20 protein-coding genes, 2 pseudogenes and 1 riboswitch are annotated in these 18,515 nt (G+C 40.3%); of the genes and pseudogenes, 15 read left to right on the forward strand and 7 right to left on the reverse strand.

What is annotated here, in order from left to right; translation table 11 throughout:
- The 6 genes and pseudogenes from AWT60_RS18655 to AWT60_RS15510 form a co-directional block, all read left to right on the forward strand.
- A pseudogene (locus AWT60_RS18655) lies at positions 1 to 962 on the forward strand (pre-toxin TG domain-containing protein); the annotation flags it as partial.
- A gap of 72 nt (positions 963 to 1,034) precedes the next feature.
- Positions 1,035 to 1,472 (forward strand): annotated as a pseudogene (locus AWT60_RS18660) (polymorphic toxin type 15 domain-containing protein); the annotation flags it as partial.
- Between the two features lie 19 nt (positions 1,473 to 1,491).
- On the forward strand, positions 1,492 to 2,037 hold the full coding sequence (locus AWT60_RS15495) for a T6SS immunity protein Tdi1 domain-containing protein (RefSeq protein WP_218677433.1): 546 nt from the start codon (positions 1,492 to 1,494) through the stop codon (positions 2,035 to 2,037).
- A 254-nt stretch (positions 2,038 to 2,291) separates the two neighbouring features.
- A complete protein-coding gene (locus tag AWT60_RS15500; RefSeq protein WP_218677434.1) occupies positions 2,292 to 2,801 on the forward strand; it encodes a hypothetical protein in 510 nt (169 codons plus the stop codon).
- A 297-nt stretch (positions 2,802 to 3,098) separates the two neighbouring features.
- A complete protein-coding gene (locus AWT60_RS15505; RefSeq protein ID WP_218677435.1) occupies positions 3,099 to 3,545 on the forward strand; it encodes a toxin-antitoxin system YwqK family antitoxin in 447 nt (148 codons plus the stop codon).
- Between the two features lie 88 nt (positions 3,546 to 3,633).
- Positions 3,634 to 3,858 (forward strand): hypothetical protein, encoded by a 225-nt coding sequence (locus AWT60_RS15510; RefSeq protein WP_041107488.1) that lies wholly within the window; start codon positions 3,634 to 3,636, stop codon positions 3,856 to 3,858.
- Between the two features lie 40 nt (positions 3,859 to 3,898).
- Here the strand turns inward: AWT60_RS15510 and AWT60_RS15515 are convergent, their stop codons facing one another.
- The 4 genes from AWT60_RS15515 to AWT60_RS15530 all read right to left on the reverse strand — a co-directional run bounded on the left by AWT60_RS15515 (position 3,899) and on the right by AWT60_RS15530 (position 6,662).
- Positions 3,899 to 4,162 carry a hypothetical protein gene (locus tag AWT60_RS15515; RefSeq protein WP_008346966.1) on the reverse strand — a complete coding sequence of 88 codons (264 nt, stop codon included), beginning with the start codon at positions 4,160 to 4,162 and terminating at the stop codon, positions 3,899 to 3,901.
- A 98-nt stretch (positions 4,163 to 4,260) separates the two neighbouring features.
- A complete protein-coding gene (locus AWT60_RS15520) occupies positions 4,261 to 4,830 on the reverse strand; it encodes a GNAT family N-acetyltransferase (protein WP_041107486.1) in 570 nt (189 codons plus the stop codon).
- 71 nt (positions 4,831 to 4,901) lie between these two features.
- A complete protein-coding gene (locus AWT60_RS15525; protein WP_218677436.1) occupies positions 4,902 to 6,179 on the reverse strand; it encodes an Nramp family divalent metal transporter in 1,278 nt (425 codons plus the stop codon).
- Positions 6,180 to 6,401: 222 nt separating this feature from the next.
- Complete coding sequence (locus AWT60_RS15530; RefSeq protein WP_024427360.1) at positions 6,402 to 6,662, reverse strand: GlsB/YeaQ/YmgE family stress response membrane protein; 261 nt, start codon at positions 6,660 to 6,662, stop codon at positions 6,402 to 6,404.
- A 156-nt stretch (positions 6,663 to 6,818) separates the two neighbouring features.
- Here AWT60_RS15530 and AWT60_RS15535 point away from each other — a divergent pair, with 156 nt between their 5' ends.
- On the forward strand, positions 6,819 to 7,649 hold the full coding sequence (locus AWT60_RS15535; RefSeq protein WP_163115584.1) for an EcsC family protein: 831 nt from the start codon (positions 6,819 to 6,821) through the stop codon (positions 7,647 to 7,649).
- A gap of 25 nt (positions 7,650 to 7,674) precedes the next feature.
- On the opposite strand, the gene AWT60_RS15540 is transcribed toward AWT60_RS15535, so the two are convergent.
- Positions 7,675 to 8,772, reverse strand: coding sequence for a TRAP transporter substrate-binding protein (locus tag AWT60_RS15540; RefSeq protein WP_218677437.1), 1,098 nt, complete (start codon positions 8,770 to 8,772; stop codon positions 7,675 to 7,677).
- Positions 8,773 to 8,839: 67 nt separating this feature from the next.
- Here AWT60_RS15540 and AWT60_RS15545 point away from each other — a divergent pair, with 67 nt between their 5' ends.
- The 8 genes from AWT60_RS15545 to AWT60_RS15580 all read left to right on the forward strand — a co-directional run bounded on the left by AWT60_RS15545 (position 8,840) and on the right by AWT60_RS15580 (position 17,519).
- Entirely contained in the window at positions 8,840 to 10,459 is a 1,620-nt protein-coding gene (locus tag AWT60_RS15545; protein ID WP_041107526.1) for an ATP-binding protein, read from the forward strand.
- On the forward strand, positions 10,456 to 11,139 hold the full coding sequence (locus AWT60_RS15550; protein WP_041107480.1) for a response regulator: 684 nt from the start codon (positions 10,456 to 10,458) through the stop codon (positions 11,137 to 11,139). Before AWT60_RS15545 ends, AWT60_RS15550 begins: the two co-directional genes overlap by 4 nt.
- A gap of 124 nt (positions 11,140 to 11,263) precedes the next feature.
- Positions 11,264 to 12,532, forward strand: coding sequence for a C4-dicarboxylate transporter DctP (gene dctP / locus AWT60_RS15555; RefSeq protein ID WP_041107478.1), 1,269 nt, complete (start codon positions 11,264 to 11,266; stop codon positions 12,530 to 12,532).
- A gap of 197 nt (positions 12,533 to 12,729) precedes the next feature.
- Positions 12,730 to 13,752, forward strand: a complete 1,023-nt coding sequence (locus AWT60_RS15560; RefSeq protein WP_041107476.1) for an AI-2E family transporter — start codon at positions 12,730 to 12,732, stop codon at positions 13,750 to 13,752.
- Between the two features lie 63 nt (positions 13,753 to 13,815).
- A riboswitch (cyclic di-AMP (ydaO/yuaA leader) is annotated at positions 13,816 to 13,949 on the forward strand.
- Positions 13,950 to 14,026: 77 nt separating this feature from the next.
- Positions 14,027 to 15,268 carry a dicarboxylate/amino acid:cation symporter gene (locus AWT60_RS15565; protein ID WP_041107474.1) on the forward strand — a complete coding sequence of 414 codons (1,242 nt, stop codon included), beginning with the start codon at positions 14,027 to 14,029 and terminating at the stop codon, positions 15,266 to 15,268.
- 126 nt (positions 15,269 to 15,394) lie between these two features.
- Positions 15,395 to 16,306, forward strand: coding sequence for an ABC transporter ATP-binding protein (locus AWT60_RS15570; protein ID WP_025093589.1), 912 nt, complete (start codon positions 15,395 to 15,397; stop codon positions 16,304 to 16,306).
- On the forward strand, positions 16,299 to 17,066 hold the full coding sequence (locus AWT60_RS15575) for an ABC transporter permease (RefSeq protein WP_041107471.1): 768 nt from the start codon (positions 16,299 to 16,301) through the stop codon (positions 17,064 to 17,066). The genes AWT60_RS15570 and AWT60_RS15575 overlap by 8 nt, the downstream gene beginning before the upstream one ends.
- 117 nt (positions 17,067 to 17,183) lie before the next feature.
- Positions 17,184 to 17,519, forward strand: coding sequence for a hypothetical protein (locus AWT60_RS15580; RefSeq protein ID WP_017366657.1), 336 nt, complete (start codon positions 17,184 to 17,186; stop codon positions 17,517 to 17,519).
- A 96-nt stretch (positions 17,520 to 17,615) separates the two neighbouring features.
- Here AWT60_RS15580 and fbpB read toward each other — a convergent pair whose 3' ends face one another.
- A complete protein-coding gene (gene fbpB / locus AWT60_RS15585) occupies positions 17,616 to 17,765 on the reverse strand; it encodes a Fur-regulated basic protein FbpB (RefSeq protein ID WP_065215285.1) in 150 nt (49 codons plus the stop codon).
- Positions 17,766 to 18,080: 315 nt separating this feature from the next.
- On the reverse strand, positions 18,081 to 18,401 hold the full coding sequence (locus AWT60_RS15590; RefSeq protein ID WP_034283964.1) for a thioredoxin family protein: 321 nt from the start codon (positions 18,399 to 18,401) through the stop codon (positions 18,081 to 18,083).
- Positions 18,402 to 18,515: the final 114 nt, after the last annotated feature.

Consider the following 18,515-nt stretch of genomic DNA (forward strand, 5'->3'; position numbering starts at 1 on the left):
TAGAAGAACACTTTTTAGACAACGCAGTACATATGGGCATCAAGAATGCCAAAAGCATTGTGAAGGATCAAAAAAAGGCACTCAAAACGATTTTTCAAGATATTGATGACCTCATTTCCCTAGAGGTATTTGATAGCCAAACCTTTGATGAAAAAATAGAAGATGCGGAAGATGAACGAAAAAAGACAGTCAAAGAACTAAGAGAGCTTGATCAAAATTTAAAAGATGAATATGCTTTGTCAGAGACGGAGCAGCAAGCTACAATGGCATTGTACGCTGAAATGATGAATGCGACAAATGACGGAAAAGCGATTTCGCCTATGAATTTTGATAAGAAAGCGTATCAAAATAGCGAAATCTACAAGGCAAAAAGCGATATTGAGAAGCAAACTTCTGAATATCTGAAAATCAAAAAAGAACAAGAAGAAGCCCGCGAGATCGCAAAGGAACAAGAAGACCTCGCCAACCGTCCTTGGTATGAAAAAGCGCTCGATTATGGCGGAAATATTGTCAATGAACTAACGGGTGTGAATGATGCAAAACGTGCCGCAACAGGTGTTGATCCAATCACAGGCGAGGAACTCACCGCAGGCCAGCGAGTCGCTGCAGGCGGCATGGCAGCAGCAGGTTACATCCCAATCGTCGGCTGGGCAGGGCGCATTTTCAAAGGCGGGAAAGCTGTCTATAAAACGACCCAAGCCACATCAGCCGCAGTCAGGGCGGTCGATATCTACAAGACATCACAAAAATCCTTTGACGCCCTGAAAACATCTCAAAAAGGTTTATATGGCCTCACCGCCACCAACGGCTTCAGCGAAGCGATCACAGGCCGAGATATGTTTGGAAACAAGATCTCAAAAGAACAGCAGGAAGCGAGTATGAACGCGGCTCTGGGGATGCTTTTGCCGTTTGGAGCGAAAGGGTTTCATGGTAAGATGGGGGTTAAGGGTGCGGGTAATGAAATGCATTTAGAAGATGCTCCTAGAATAAAAGAAATTGAAGTTAATTTTAAAAGAAATGTTAAACATGATTCTGAAGAGTTCGCAAGACAATTAAAAGATCAAGAAAAAGGTATGAATGAGTTAACGGTTGACGAGTATCTGAAAAATAGAGATAGATATATTGCTGAAGGTAGAGCGATAGAAGGAAATGCAGCTCAAAAAATGGCTAGGCAAGAAGCACTTAAAGATAAAGTTGCTGAACTACGAAAACAAGGACTTTCCAGAGCAGCTGCGACAAAGCAAGCTACGGAATGGCTGGAAACAAAAGCAGCACTGCATAATCCAGATCAAATAGCTGGAGGAAGAGCAGACATTATTGGAGGTTTGGGGGATAAAAAAGTAAATTCCTCGATAGGTTCACAATGGAAATATAGAATTGATGTTGCTGATGAGCAAATTAGGGGAATTGCTAAGAATATGTCACCTGAGCAGCTAAAGAATACTTACTTAAATGTGAAATTAACTCAATAATTAAAGGAGGGTATTTTAATTGGAAACTATATTTAGTGATTATATAAAATATGAAACAGTTGATGAAGATGTTATTTTAAAATATAAGAATAAAATTCCTGAAGAATTAATAGAAACGTGGAAAAAATTTGGTTTTGGTAGTTTCGTAAATAACTTTTTAAAAGTTATCAATCCAGACGATTATTTAGATATTTTAGAAAGAAGTTATCTAAGGTATGAACAGGCAATTCCTATTTTTACCACTGCGATGGGTGATATTATAGTATGGGAAAAAGATAAGTATTTAAATTTATTAAACTTTAGGAAAGGATATGTCCATGTTGTTTCATCAGGATTTGAATTCTTTTTTGATGACTTAAAAGATAATGAATTTATGAACGAAGAATTAATGTGGCAGCCTTATCCTGAAGCGATTAGTAAATACAGTGCCCCTGGCTATGACGAGTGTTTTGGATACACCCCTCTATTAAGTTTAGGAGGAGCAGAAAAAGTAGAGAATCTAAAAAAAGTCAAATTGAAGGAACATATTCTTATTATTACTGAATTTATGGGGCCAGTTCAGTAAAGTTCAAGATTATGTTACAGAATTAACTATAAGCACTTGATTGTCTTAGGCAACGGGTGTTTTTTATTTCTATAAGAAATTTATTAATAATATAGGATAGCGGGACAAGAGAGGGTATTTGCTAAGCAAGGAATTAAATACGAAGAAATTATGAAAGTAGGAAATTGGGAATTAATATTTAGTAAACCCCGCGGAGACGGATTACTTCCTGTAATAAAGCATGCTGTGTATATGCCTTAGAAGGAGACATGATGATGTTAAAAGTAACAGAATACAAAGACAGTCAGTCTATAAATATTGAATATGATCTTTATACACCGATTAATATAGAATTTGGTAGTTGGAATATATCAAAAGAGCCAACGATATATTGGCGAACTGGAGATTTCAAGAAATCTTTAATTGAAATAGGTATAGGGAAATATACAGGTAGCCTTCGTTCAATTACACTAACATTAAGTGAAAATGTACACAAAATGGAAAACCTTAAATTGGATAAGAAAAATATAAATGTGATTAAAGGAGTACCAAATTTTCAAGTAGAAGAACATAATGATAAGACCTATATAGATGAGAAAGGTAAATTAGACGTATATATAGGGTTAGATAAGGTTTTAATTTCATTTTCAGAAAATGATACAGTGTCTGTTTTACAAAACGATACAGTAGGATTTGCTTTGGACAAAGATGAGGTAGTATGTGGGATTATCATAAGTGGTATGTTAGAACATGAAAAGAAAACATTAGAAGATGCATTGAATTAGAGAATTATGAAATACAAAAAAACCTTGATGGCTAAAAAACTTTCGAGGTTTTTGTGTTTCAGGGGAAAAGTGTATTTAAAACCTTCTGCTATTGATTCTGGTGATACAGTAAATAACATAGTTAAGATCAATGACAGAACATTTTTCGAAGTGAATCCTTTTTGAAACAGACGCAAATTTAGAATGCGAAAAGAAAGTGTTAGGAATGATTTCTTGAGCAGTGGGTAAGGAGATTTCATTTTAGTTAACCTAGATTTTCATTTTGCTGAAAGTTAGAAAACTGAAAGGGTTTTTTATATGTTAAATGATATATTGTCAAAGAAGATAGTTCTAGAAAGTGGTACTGAGTTTGAAAAATCTCTAGAGTATGGGGGACCCTACGAACTAGCAATTGTGGAATATACTTCAGGAGGGGAAGAACAACTCTTTACTGGACTAGCGTATGATGTGTACGAAAACGGACATCTTGAAAGTTATTTCTATGTAGAGAAAGGTATTAAACAGGGGAAGTATGTGGAATTTTATCCAAATGGCTTTGTGAAAAAAATAGGGTATATGAGGAAGAACGCTGTGGATGGATATCAAGTCGAGTTTTTTGAGAATGGAAATAAAAAATATGAATGTGAGTGTATTGCTGGTCGAGAGATGACTTATATAAAATATGATAAAGAAGGTAATGTGAAAGAACTTAAGGCAGAACCTAGTGAATCAGATCTCATGTATGCCGAAAAGTTCAATGGTTGATCAATGTTCAAATGAATTTTTAGTTAAAGAAGTTTAAAATGAGAAGAAAGCAGATAAAAACATTTCAAATCGTAAAGGAGCTAAAACCATGCTATGGATTTTCACACAAAACCAGCAAAGTTTCGTTCATGTCCACGAAATCACAGTAGCCGGCAAAAAGATTGAAGGGATGATCGCAGGAAGCGATACTTGGGTCAAGACTCTCGGTAAGTATGACTCAAATGATCGTGCAGCAGAGGTCCTTCAAGACATTGTGAAAACGATTGAAGCCAATCAAGATGCCACTGTGACTTACAGAATGCCAAATCAATAAAAAAGAAACCACCTTTCCATTGCGAAAAGGTGGTTTTTGTTTATGATGGTGTTTTTGTAAAGGCTAAAAATAAAGGAATGCCTGTGCCGACAAGGGTTGTGGCAAATAGGAACATACCGCAAATGAATAGAAAATGGCTGGCTGAAAAGACAAGTGCCAGAATGAGAAAAACGATGCTGAGTCCTGCCATGCTATATGATGGGACAAAGCGGCGTTTGTAGGTGGCTTTCTTTGTTAAGAATGAGAAGAAAATGCCAAATAATAAAGGGACAATCCATAAGTAAAATAAAATAATAAGAGACATACTTCATACCTCGATTTTTCCTTCTATTTTATCAGATGCTGATCGCAACCGATACTACAAAGCTTCACTTTGTAAAATAATTCATGCAATCGACACAATTACGTGGGCTGATTCATAGAATGCGTTTTTTCTTTCATATATTCAGGCTGCAAAAGGGCGTATACACAATGATCCGTAAAGCGGTCGCCCAGCCATTCACATTGTCTCAAAATGCCTTCAAGCGAAAAGGATAATCGCTCTGCGATGCGTCTGCTCTTCAGGTTATCGACAGCAGCCCTGATTTCAATGCGGTGCAGTCCACATTCTTCAAATAAATAACGAATGACTGCTTTGCACGCTTTTGTCATGATGCCTTTTCCTTGATAGCCTTCTCCGAGCCAATAGCCAATTGAAACAGTCCTGTCGATCCAATGAATTTGGTGGGTGCCGATGATCCCGACAAGCTCTCCATGTGACCAGATGCCCGCTTGAAAACCGTTGTTCTGCAAGGCTTGCTGCATTGCGCCTTGAATGAACGCCATGCTGTCTTCCTCTGTTTTCGTTGAATCCACCCAAAGCATCCATTCACGTAAATGCTCTCTTGACCGCTGGATGAGCAAATATAGACTTCGTGCGTCTCTTGGCTCAAGCAGCCGCATAGCTATCTCTTGATCCTGATAAAAAAACATGTGCCCACATCCTCTCAGGGGAATTTTACCATAACCATATGAAAAGAAAAAGACAGCATCACTACTGTCTTTTACATAAACGTATCCACAATTAAAAAGAGATTGAGTGCGACAACGAGAGCTGCTATCACCCAAGATATTCCTGTTACCCAGCGGGCATTCGTTAATTCGCCCATAATTCGTTTTTTACTTGTAAATAAAATGAGCGGAATTAAAGCAAAGGCAATACCAAAGGATAAGACCACCTGACTCATCACAAGTGCGGATGTCGGATTCACCCCAGATGCAATGATCACAATAGGGGGAATCATGGTAATCAGCCGGCGGACATACAGTGGAATGCGGTATTGAATAAAACCCTGCATAATGATATCGCCTGACAATGTACCGACAGAAGAGCTTGATAGTCCGGCTACAAGCAGGCCTACACCAAATAAGATAGCTGATACAGGACCTGCGAGTGTGTTAAAATGCTGGAACGCAACATCCAGATCTTCAACAAAAAGACCATTTTTATAAAATAGAGCGGCTGCCACAATCAACATACTGGCATTGATGGCTCCAGCAACTAGCATCGCAATGAGGATATCTAAAAACTCAAAGCGAAAAATCTGTTTTTTCTCCTTTTCCGTTCTGCCGACGACTCTTCTTTGGGTTAATGCTGAATGTAAATAAATCGCGTGCGGCATTACAGTGGCACCTAAAATTCCAGCTGCAAGCAGTACACTATCTGCGCCATCAAATTTTGGAATGAAAAGCCCGCCTGCGACACTTGCCATATCAGGCTTGGCGACAAAGGTTTGCACAGCGAAAGCGATCACGACAACGAACAGCATGCCGGTGATGCCGGCTTCTAATGCTCGATATCCCCGTCTTTGCAATTCTAAAATCGCAAATGATCCGATGGCTGCAATAATGGATGCTTCAAGCAAAGGAATCCGAAAGAGCAAGTATAAACCAAGTGCCGCTCCAATAAACTCAGCTAAATCTGTGGCAATAATAACGAGTTCGCCCTGAATCCATAAACCGATAGAGACGGGTTTCGGAAACTCTTCACGTGCGATTTCAGGTAAGTTTTTCCCTGTCGCTATTCCAAGCTTTGCGGATAAGGATTGGATGAGCAACGCCATAAGATTTGATATAAGAATGACCCATAAGAGAAGATATCCATACTTAGAGCCAGCCGCAATGTTGGTGGCAAAATTCCCTGGATCAATATATGCAATGGCAGCGATAAAAGCAGGGCCTAGAAAAGGAAGAAGCCTTCTAAATCCTTTGACCTTACCTTCAAGTGCACGCTCAGCTGCCGCTGACATGTGTGCCTGTGCCTCGATGTATTTGTTTGTCATATGTCATCACCTAGATTCTACAAAGTTTTGCTTGGGCACAAAAAGTTTCCTTCATGCAATTTTTAATCATCATATGCCCATCCTCATGAAAAGTCAACTATCTGAACTAATAGGTTTGTTTATCATATGTAAGTGAAAAAAATAGATACCTTGTCAACGCGCAACATAAAAAACACCGCCCCTTAGACGGTGTCTCTACTGCTTCCTCTGTTATTTGTTTTTTTAAGATACCCTTGATCCCACGCTGCGGAAGATCAGGCTTAAAATAATGACAAAGATTGCTGCTCCTAAGATCGCTGGAATGATCGCAAAGCCTGCCAGACTAGGACCCCACGTTCCAAGTAATCCATGACCAATCCAAGCGCCTACAAACCCGGCAATCATTGAGCCGATCCATCCTCCTGGTACACTGCCTCCAGCGAGTGCACTCCCAATGAGACCGATGACAATCGCCACAACTAATGAAATTAGAAATCCTAACATGTTGATCACTCCTCTTTTGTTTGTTTATTAAGCAATAACCGTTTTGAAAAAGATTAAAACCTTTCGGAACCGCTTCAATGTTCTATACGTATGATGGACAAGGATTGTGTATAATAACAGACAAATACTTCAGCGGCATCTAAGGAGGCATATGACATGGAGGAAAGAGAATGGCTAAAAGCACAATTAAAGGAGATTGAAAAGTGGGAGAAAGACCAGCAAAAGGTATGGTTTTGGGAGAAGCTCAGCCGCCTTCCATTTCAAATGCTGGACAAGCTGACGCCTGCTTTTATTCAGAAAAAAATCGGTGTGCTGCTAGACGAAATGGGTCATTACATTCAATCTGGTGGTGCCTATTTGACGTCGGAAAAAGGCATCATTCATCAATTTCAAAAGAAGTGTGAGGGCGAATCCATTCAGCGCATAGAGGATATTGGAAAGGCCCCGATCGAAATGATGGATGCCATTAGTGAACATATGGGGAAAAACAGAACGAATCTTGCGACGGTGCAAGGGGCGACAACTGGTGTCGGCGGAATGTTTACGCTAGCCGCTGATATTCCTGCGGTCCTGGGTCTCTCTCTGAAAACATTACAGGATATTGCTGTCACCTATGGCTATGATCCTAAAAACAAAGAGGAGCGGGTCTTCATCATTAAATGCTTGCAGCTGAACTCTGCGGATGTCGTTGGTAAGAAATCGATTCTAAAAGAGCTGAAAAGCTATCATGCATCCGATGGGAAACACGAAAACATGATTTCCCAAATCCAAGGGTGGCGTGAGGTCGTCTATAATTACCGGGATTCGTTTGGCTGGAAGAAACTGTTTCAGCTTGTTCCCATAGCTGGGATTTTGTTTGGTGCCGTTTCGAACCGCTCCCAATTAAAAGGAATTGCCGAAACAGGCATGATGCAATACCGAAAGCGAAGAATTTTAACAAGATTAGAAGAGCTCACGCAGCAAGAACAGAGTGAGTCCGGCGCATAAAAAAATCCCATATCAAAGGGATTTTTTATTTGCTCTCATCCTCTTCCTGAAAAGCATGAATAGGTGAGTGTTCATAACGTGCACGCAGTTCGCGGATCTGTTTGATGAGGGTGGAGCCGATCGTTTTTTCGGCTTCATCATACAAAGGATCAAGGGCTTTCATCCATTTTTGTCTTTCAGCTGGCGTCAATTCATGAATGGCAATCGGCGATTCACGTTTAATGTCCTCCAGCTGATCTTTGTTCATCTGTTCTGCATGCTTTTCATTCCAAGCCGTTGTTTCTTCCATGGCTTCAAGTAAAATTCGTTTCGTTTCGGGTGTCTGGCGGTCAAAGAAGGATTGATCTGTTAAGACCACATAGCCTAAATACCCGTGATTGCTGATCGTCATATAGTCTTGTATATGATAGAATTTTTTTGAATAAATATTTGAAATGGTATTTTCTTCGCCGTCTACTTTTTTGGTTTCTAATAGCTGAAACGTTGAATTAAATGATTCCTGATAGGGCTTTGCGCCAAGGAGTTTGAATTGTTTTTCAATCATGTCGCTTTGCATAATGCGGAGAGACTGGTTTTTTAAATCAGCCGGCTGTTTGATGGGCCCTTTATTAGAGGTAATTTGCTTAAAGCCATTTGTCCAATAAGCCATTCCCTTTAATCCATCTTTTTGCAGCGTGCCAAACAACCTTTGTCCAATTGTACCGTGCAGGCCTTCTTGAACCGCATTGTAATTTGAAAAAGCAAAGGGAAGATCAAGTGCCAGCCACTCAGGGGACAGCATGCCGAGCTTCGAGGTAGACGGAGCGATAAATTGAACTTGATTCTCTTTGAGTGCATTAATCTCTTCAATATCAGAATAAAGGCTTCCGTTGGAGAAAATTTGAATGCTGATCTTTCCATCGGATTTTTCGTGCACGAGCTCAGCAAATTTCTTTGCGGCAAGTCCTTTAGGTGTATTGTCTGCCACGACATGGCTGAATTTGAACACAAGCTGGTCCTTCAGCCCTGTCTGTTCATCATCAAAGGTTGTCGCTGATTTTGGCATCATATGATAAAAACCAAAGTATAAAGCGGTTACAAAACCGATCATGAGCAATAGTGTATAAGCGAGTAAATTCTTCATGCGTCAGATCCCCCTTATGTCAAGCATACTTGACAGAGGAAGAATTCGTAAAGATACAGGTGAAAAAATGATGAGAAATCAATTGAAATTACAACAATTATCTATTAGATGGAAGCTTACCATCCTCACATATTTCGTTGTCATTTTCGCCCTTTTAATCGGAGGAATTGTTCTTGTTGGGGGAATTCAGCAAACAGAGGAACGGGAGCTTCGAAAAAGACTCATGAACACGGCGAGAACCGTGGCTGAGATGAATGAGGTGAAGCAGGCGTTAGCTGATCAGACAAAGGATCGTGATCAATTACAGCATGCAATCGAAGAGATTCGGATTATTCAAGATGCTGACTATATTGTCGTGATGGATATGGATCATGTGAGATTAACGCATCCAGTGAAAACGAGGATTGGCCAGCGCTCAGAAGGAACTGATGAAGAGCCGGCTTTTGCAGAGCATATTTATTTTTCAGAAGCAGAGGGAGAGCTTGGAACAGCCATCAGAGCTTTTTATCCAGTCAAGGATGATCAATTTAATCAAACAGGGGTTGTGCTTGTAGGAAGAACTCTGCCAAGTATGGCAGATATATTAGGAGAAATGAAGCAGGATATCCTCATGATTCTCCTGCTGACGCTCAGCTTTGGGCTTGTGGGTTCATTTTTGCTCGCCCGTCATATTAAACAGCAAATGTTTAAGCTGGAGCCGCATGAGATTGTCAGAATGCTAGAGGAACGCACTGCAACCTTTCACTCTATTAATGAAGGGGTCATCGCCATTGATAATCAGCACATGATCACCATTTTTAATGAAAAGGCGAAGCAGATTTTTGGCGTAACAGGTGATGTCGTGGGCCGAAATATTTGGGGTGTGCTGTCTGATACAAGACTTCCTGAGATTATTGATCGCGCAGAACCCGTCTACAATGAAGAAATTCATATGAGCGGAAAGCGGATCATGAGCAGCCGGATTCCAATTGTCATGAAAAAGAAGATCATCGGAGCGGTCGCCATTTTTCAGGACCGGACAGAAGCGGCAAAATTGGCGGAGGAGCTCACAGGGGTTAAGAACTTTGTGGACGGTTTGCGGGTGCAAAACCATGAACATATGAATAAGCTTCATACGATTGCCGGGCTGATTCAGCTTGGTAAAGCCGATCAGGCGCTCGATCTAGCCTTTCAAACAACAGAGGAGCAGGAACATGTGACGGACTTTCTTCATCGCGTCATTCAGCATGATGCTGTCGCAGGATTATTGATGAGCAAAATCAGAAGGGGCAAGGAGCTTGGCATCAAGGTCGAAGTAGATGAACATAGCTGTCTCCGTGATTTCCCAGAACGGCTTGATCAGCATGATATGACGAAGCTGCTTGGAAATCTCATTGAGAACGCCTTTGCCTCGTATGATACTGTAGAAAGAGACACAAAAGTCATTTCCATTAGTATCGATCAAACGGAAGATGTTCTTGCGATTTTAATTGAAGACAATGGCTCCGGCATCGAAGAGGAACTGATTCCTTATATTTTCGATAAAGGCTTCACACACGGCAAAGAGGGCGGAACAGGCTATGGCCTGTATATTGTAAAAACGATTATCGACAAAGGGATGGGAAATGTAGAGGTCACATCAAGCATCGGCATTGGTACCACCTTCTCAATCGAATTCCCAATGACAATAGAGGAGAGAGACAGATGACTCAGATTAAGGTGCTGTTAATTGAAGATGACCCGATGGTGCAAGAAGTGAATAAAGAGTTCATTATGAGTGTTCCTGGCTTTCAAGTTGCAGCTGTCGCTGGGAATGGGGAGCAGGGCATCCAGCTGATCAAAGAAATTCGTCCAGACCTCGTGGTACTTGATGTATATATGCCAAAAAAGGATGGCGTCAAAACGCTGCAAGACATCAGAAAACAGAAGATGAAAGTGGATGTGATTGTCATTTCAGCAGCGAAGGACAAAGAGACCATCGGCATCATGCTTCAAAATGGTGCGCGGGATTATATTATTAAACCATTCAAATTTGAACGAATGAAAGAATCACTTGAAAGCTATAAGGCGTTTAAATCAAAAATCCAAACTGCAGCAGAATTTTCTCAGGAGATGCTCGATGATATCATACGAAAGCCTGCTGTTAAGCAGGAAGATACTTGGCTTCCTAAAGGGCTGAATGTGCATACGATGAACGAAATTAAAGCGTATATGGGCTTGCAGGAAGGCGCGCAGTCTGCAGAAGAAGTCGCCAATTCACTTGGCATTGCCCGCGTCACGGCACGCCGGTATTTAGACTTCCTCGTAAAAGAAGGCGAGCTGAAATTAGATATGCAATATGGGGGGATTGGAAGGCCTGTGAATAAATATATCGTACATTCTGACTAAGAGACCAAAAAGACCAAAATGTACGATATGTCCATAAGCTTCACAGTCTTTGGTGAAATCGCTATCATTTATCTACAGATAATAGTTAAGCGTTTACATCAAAGGGTGAGGGAGTTGATTTTTTATGAAAAGGCTTTTGAAGAACCTGACATTTCAGGTGATTGCAGCTGTCATCATCGGGATCATTGTCGGGATGGTTTGGCCAAACGTCGGAAAAGAAATGAAGCCGCTTGGTGATACCTTTATCAATGCCGTTAAAATGGTCATTGCACCAATTATTTTCTTAACCATTGTTCTTGGTATTGCCAAGATGGGTGATATGAAAAAGGTTGGAAAAGTTGGGGGAAAAGCATTTATTTATTTTGAAGTCGTCACGACACTTGCTCTGGTCATCGGTCTTTTTGTTGTGAATATCATGAAGCCGGGTGCAGGTCTTGACTATAGCAAGCTTGAAAAAGGGGATGTCTCACAATATACCCAAAATGGCGGACAGGGTATCGACTGGATGGAATTTGTTACACACATCGTGCCATCTAACATGGTTGATGCTTTCGCAAAGGGTGATATTTTACAGGTCTTATTCTTCTCTATTTTATTCGGTGTTGCGCTCGCTGCACTTGGTGAGAAGGGGAAAGGCATCATCGAATGGCTTGATAAGCTGTCACTTGTTTTCTTTAAAATCATTGGATATATCATGCGTGCTGCGCCGCTCGGTGCGTTTGGGGCAATGGCTTATACGATCGGACACTTTGGGCTGGCATCGATTAAACCGCTGGCAAGTCTGATGCTCTCCGTTTATATGACGATGTTCCTGTTCATCTTCGTTGTGCTGAACATCATTTGTAAAATGTATGGCTTCAGCCTGCTAGGTTATTTAAGGTTTATCAAGGATGAAATTTTGATTGTTCTTGGCACAAGTTCTTCAGAATCCGTACTGCCAAGAATGATGGATAAAATGGAACGCTACGGGTGCTCTAAGTCTGTTGTTGGTCTTGTCATTCCAACAGGTTATTCCTTTAACCTAGACGGAACTTCAATCTATTTATCAATGGCCGTCGTCTTCTTGGCGCAAGTGTTTGGGGTAGACCTGTCGATCGGTCAGCAGATCACTATTATCCTTGTTCTAATGCTTACATCAAAGGGAGCAGCTGGGGTGACAGGAAGCGGATTTATCGTGCTTGCATCTACTCTTGCGGCACTACAGGTCATTCCGTTAGAGGGTCTAGCACTGCTGCTTGGGGTTGACCGCTTCATGAGTGAAGGAAGAGCGATTACAAATCTCATTGGAAATGGAATTGCAACAATTGTTGTCGCGAAGAGTGAAGGTGAATTTGACGAAGCGAAGAGCAAAACAGCACTTCAGGAAATGCGGAATATGAAGCAGGCTGTTTAGTATAAAAACAACCAAAAACCGAAACCTTATGTTCTACATGGGTTCGGTTTTTTTGTGTAAAAAAGAAAAACCAATAAAATTAATACAAATCGTAAGACCTCTTTGACCTTTTATTATATAATTTACAGAAAGATCCGATATAATGTATATCAGATACGATGAAAAATAGACTTTAGTCCTGGCAGGTGTGTAACGTAATGACGGCATTTTTAAAATTGTTCGAAAAACCCGGTGTTAAGCGGTTTTCAGTATTTGTAGTATTAGCCACAGCATTATATCTATTAAGAGGAATGATGAATTTAATTCTTTTGACCTTCATTTTCACCTTTTTGATGAATCGGTTGGAAGAGGTCATTAGAGGCTTTTTAAATCGCTTCCTGAAAATAGGACAGAAATCGGTCATTACCATTTTGTATATTCTTCTGGCTGGTGGATTGACATTTGGCGGATTCGTTTTTGTACCAATCATCGCCAAACAGGTAGAGCAGCTATTCCGTTTAGGAAAGAAAATTGCAGATCACCCACAAGATTTACCCTTCTTTGACGTCATCACGAACGTATTCGGAGATTTTAAAATATCAGCTTTCTTTGAGAAAGGGTTTAATTTCCTCTATACATACATAACCGATTTCAGCACGTTCAGTATCCAGGTCATTATGTCCTTAATATTAAGCATGTTCTTCCTGTTCGAAAAAGAACGCCTCATTCAATTCATGAACAAGTTCAAAACGAGTAAAATCTCCGTGTTCTATCATGAAATTGCCTTCTTTGGACGTAAATTTTCCCGAACGTTTGGAAAAGTACTTGAAGCTCAGTTTATTATTGCAACCGTTAATTGTGTGCTAACGACCATTGCGTTAGGCATTATGGGTTTCCCGCAGTTATTTGGATTAGCGGTCATGGTCTTTTTGCTAGGCTTAATCCCAGTAGCGGGTGTGGTTATCTCTCTTATTCCACTCAGCATCATTGCGTATACACTCGGAGGCGGAATGTATGTCCTGTATATTGTGCTGGTGATTGTGATTATCCATGCTATTGAAGCATACTTCTTGAATCCGAAGCTCATGTCAGCTAAAACAGAACTCCCTATTTTCTTCACGTTTATTGTGCTGATTTTCTCTGAACACTATATTGGCATTTGGGGACTTATCATCGGTATCCCAATCTTTGTCTTTATTTTAGATATTCTTGAAGTTACAAATAGGGAAGAAAGTAATTAAAAAGTTCATATGAACCTGTTTACAATTTTCTAAAAATAAGGTATAAATGGTATGAAAATATCATATTACCACACGCTTAATCCTTCTAAAGGAATGGGGGACCCATGTTTTTGGGGTGAATTTTTCTTATCTGAGAAAAAAGGACATCTCTTCGTCCTAACCCGTCAGCTAACCTCATCAGCGTGAAGAGAGTAGACAGTGGTACACGTAAGGACACGCAGGCCCACGAGAAAACTCTCTCGTGGGTCTTTTTGACGAGGAAGGGGAGATTTTATTGAAGCTGGCTACAAAAATTATTATTGCCCTTATTGTAGGTGCAATCACGGGACTTTTGCTTAACATTTTCGCTCCAAATGTATTCAAAACGTTAGACCCTTATCTATTCACACCTCTAGGTCAAATCTTCTTAAATCTAATCAAAATGCTAGTTGTACCGATCGTCTTCTTTTCCATTACACTTGGTGTGGCAGGCCTCGGCGATCCAAAAAAGCTTGGCAGAATTGGCGCAAAAAGCATCTTATATTTTCTACTGACCACAACATTCGCTATTATCATTGCGATGTCTTTGGCATTATTGATCAAACCTGGTTCCTTTGGTTCATTCGATACGAAAGGGGCAGAATACAAACCTCAAGAAGCACCATCAACGACCGACACTTTATTAAACATCATTCCATCAAATCCAGTTCAATCTTTAGTCGAAGGAAATATGCTGCAAATTATTGTATTCTGTGTTTTCTTAGGACTAGGAATTGCAGTGCTAGGTAAAAAGACAGAAGGATTACTTAAAATATTAGAACAAGGCAATGAACTCATGATGTACCTTGTAGGTGTGGTCATGAAATTTGCTCCATACGGAACATTCGGCTTAATTGTGACGGCGATTGGGAGTCAAGGTCTTGATGCCATTAAAGCCATGGGACTTTATTTTACAGTGGTGTTAGTAGCGCTATTGGTGCATTTCTTTCTCACTTACGGCTCAACGTTGGCTATATTTGCAAAAAGGAATCCATTTACATTCTTTAAAGACTTTTCACCTGCCATGGTCGTAGCCTTTAGTACGTCCAGCAGTAGTGCAGTTCTCCCTGTATCAATGGAAACCGCTCAAAAGAAATTGAAAGTACCTGAGCCGATCTCTAGTTTCGTACAGCCGTTAGGCGCTACGATCAATATGGATGGGACAGCGATTATGCAAGGGGTTGCAACCATTTTTATTGCTCAAGTGTTTGGTGTGGAGCTAACGCTGATGCAAATGCTCACAGTTGTATTAACGGCAGTTTTAGCCAGTATCGGGACAGCCGGTGTACCAGGCGTTGGCTTGATCATGCTTGCGATGGTCTTGAATTCAGTTGGACTTCCTGTCGAAGGCATTGCGCTTATTCTTGGAATCGACCGCCTACTAGATATGGCAAGAACCGTTGTCAATATTACAGGTGACGCAGCATGTGCGGTGATCGTGACAGAAACCGAGAAAAAACATGAGAAAGATACAGCTTCACCGAATCTATCCATGTAATGTGAAAGAAGGGCTGATTTGATCAGCCCTTTTTTTCATGGAGTCCCTTGTCCTGCGTGATATACTTTTAACAGAATGAGCGGCCATACATGCCGCCATAGGTTTACATCAGAAGGAGGAACTACTTTGCAGTCTGCTGTTTTAAAAGTAGAAAAAGTCGATAAACAAATTGGCCGGAAAATGATCTTACAGGATATTTCTATAGACATTGGGCAAGGAGAAATTGTTGGATTACTTGGACCCAATGGGTCTGGGAAAACAACTTTGATTCGATTGATCGTTGGCTTGATGAAAAAAAACAATGGCAACATCATGATCAATGGATATTCACAAGATGAGGATTTTCTTAAAGCGATGTCATCTGTTGGTGCGATCATAGAAAACCCAGAATTTTATTCGTATTTAACAGGCTTTGAAAACCTTGAAATGTATGCAGCGATGCACGATGGCGTGACCGAGGAACGCATTCAGGAAGTGGTGGAAAGAGTTCGTCTGGAGGATGCCATTCATCAGAAGGTCAAGACGTATTCACTAGGGATGAAACAAAGGCTTGGGATTGCACAAGCTATTTTGCATCGGCCGAACCTGCTCATTTTAGACGAACCGACAAATGGACTGGACCCTGCAGGAATGAAGGAATTCCGGGAGCACTTACAAATGCTTGTAAAGGAAGAAGGAACCTCGGTGTTATTTGCGACGCATTTATTGCATGAGGTAGAGGAGCTATGTGACCGCATGATTATCATTCAAAAGGGACAGATCAAAGCTAGTACTCATCTCCGGGATATGGAGGGGAAAGAGCAGGTGCTGATGAATATTCAGCCAGTAGAAAAGGCGGTCTCATGGCTTGACGCACACGACTATACATATGAACGAAATGGAGCGCGTGTACTGCTTCAACTGAACAAAGAACGTGTGCCAGAGCTGAACAAACAGCTTGTGCTGGCGGGGTTTGATGTACTTGAAATGATGCCTCAAAAGCAGTCAATTGAAGAGGCATTTATGAAATGGACGGAAGGCGGGACGACAGATGCTTAACCTCATCAAAAATGAGCATAAGAAAATCATGAAGAAAAAGATCACATTCATTGCTCTTTTATTGATCGTTGTATTTCAACTGGCCATGGCTCTAACCTTGAAACGAGTCATATCAAGCTTTGGTGGACAAGACACAGTCGCGAACTATTTTGCTTATTCCACGAACGTCGTGTTTATTTTGCAGGTGCTTGCTGTCGTTATTGGCGCGACCTTGATCTCAACAGAGTTTCAGAAAAGGACGATCAAGTTTTTATTGATCCGGCCAAAAACAAGACTGCACATTTTTCTGTCAAAATACATCACACTTGTGCTGACAGTCATTTATTTGTTTGTTTTTTATTATGTTTTGGCTTTTCTATTTGGTCTTATTTTCTTCGGTACTGATTTTGATGAAAGAACGGGGCAATTATTTCAGCATACGTTTGCCGTCATTGGATCTCAGTGGGTGGAAGTGATCATGATGGCAAGCTTTGCTTTTATGTGTTCCAGTTTGTTTAGAAATAGTCTTGTTGCCCTTGTGACCTCGTTTTTTGTTTTATATGCGGCGAAATCACTTGTACCCATCATGTCTCTCTTAGAAAATCAGTGGGGGAAAATCCTCCTTTTTGCGAATACGGACTTTACTCAGTACAGCTTTCAAGGACCGCCTCCTTTTCATGGGATGAGCCTTTTGTTTTCTCTATTTATAGTAGGGGCGCATTTTGTTTTCTTTATTGGATCGGCTTGGATTCTTTTTTGGAAACGTGATGTAAATGTGTAAAAATTGTGTCAAATAACAAGAAAAATTCGTGACATCTTTGTGAAAACGAGTCTGTATTTCACGATAACCGGCTGATTTTGTCTTATAATAAGAAGGAGTCATGGAGGTGGCACTATCGTGAAAAATTTCATTACGGCTTTACCAATTTTGTTGCTGCTGTCGTTTTCGTTTGTGTCTTTTGCCTTCCAGTTTGATCACCTTGTTTATTTCAGACTAGCGCTGGGGATCTTTTCGTTAGCGGGTCTTTTCTTTCTCTATACACTTAAAAGAAACATGAAATGGTTCATGGTCTATTTATATGCGAGCTGGATCGTTCTTGCTGCCGTCACGACATTTGAGGAACCAGTCTTTTCTCAATTTTTCTTCGGTGGTTTAACGATGACAATGGGTTATCTCACATATATGCTCATTTATTTAGGAATGAAGCAGGACCGTGTAGCGAAATCACATTAAAACAAAAGCCGATAAAATCGAATAACAGATTTTATCGGCTTTTTTATTTTGTTGAAGCAGACTAAAGAGCAGTCAGTGATGACTGCTCTCTAATAGTTATGATTCACGCCCAGCAGCTGCAAGCTGCTTCTGGTGTTTTTTGTCGATGGTTTCGTAAATACTTTCCATCATTTGAGGATCGCGCATGATGGCCTTTTTGTTCTCTTCAATCAATTGCTGGTAGGTTTTAATTTTCTTCTTAGACATGTGACTCATCGCTCCTTAATAAGAATGGACGTCTATAGGATTTCACATAGATGAAATTGATAATCATTTTCAATTAGCAATTCCATTATACAAAGACAAATGTCAGAAGTAAAGATTCAATTCAGAAAATTCACGTAACCGACATATTCCAAGCTCGTTCGACGCTGCATTCTTTCCCAGGAAATAATTTTGTCATGACTTGTCGTAAGTAAAACATCAATTTGAAACGTTTTGGCTGTGCAGCTCGTCTTATGAAGAGATTTAAAAAGAAAAAAGACATCAGCAAGAGTTTGCTGATGTCCTTCGTTTCATCAATTAAGAAACGTGCTCTTGAAGAAATTCTGTCACTTCTTCAGGCGATTTTGCGTTTGCACTGTGTAAATGACCTGTTTTTTCACCATTTTTGAAAATTAACAGGCTTGGAATGCCCATTACCTGATACGTTTCAGCTAATTCTGGGAAATCATCTTTATTTATTTCAAACCATTCATGGTGAGCATAAGCTTCTAGGATGTCTGGAATGAACATGTCCATTCTTGTGCAGTCAGGACACCATGTTGCAAAGAATTTAACGATGACTTCTTTGTCTGATTGAATCATTTCATTGAATTGTTCAGTACTTGTGATTTTTTTCAATTTGTCACAACTCCTTTTCAATGTCATTTTAATATAAAATAAAGGCGAATGACATACAAATGCTCGGGAGGCGCTTACAACCTTTACAAATCATTTCAATTACGTAACAACAAA

This window comes from Bacillus sp. F2HM, from assembly GCF_019266135.1.
GTDB lineage: Bacteria > Bacillota > Bacilli > Bacillales > Bacillaceae > Bacillus > Bacillus safensis.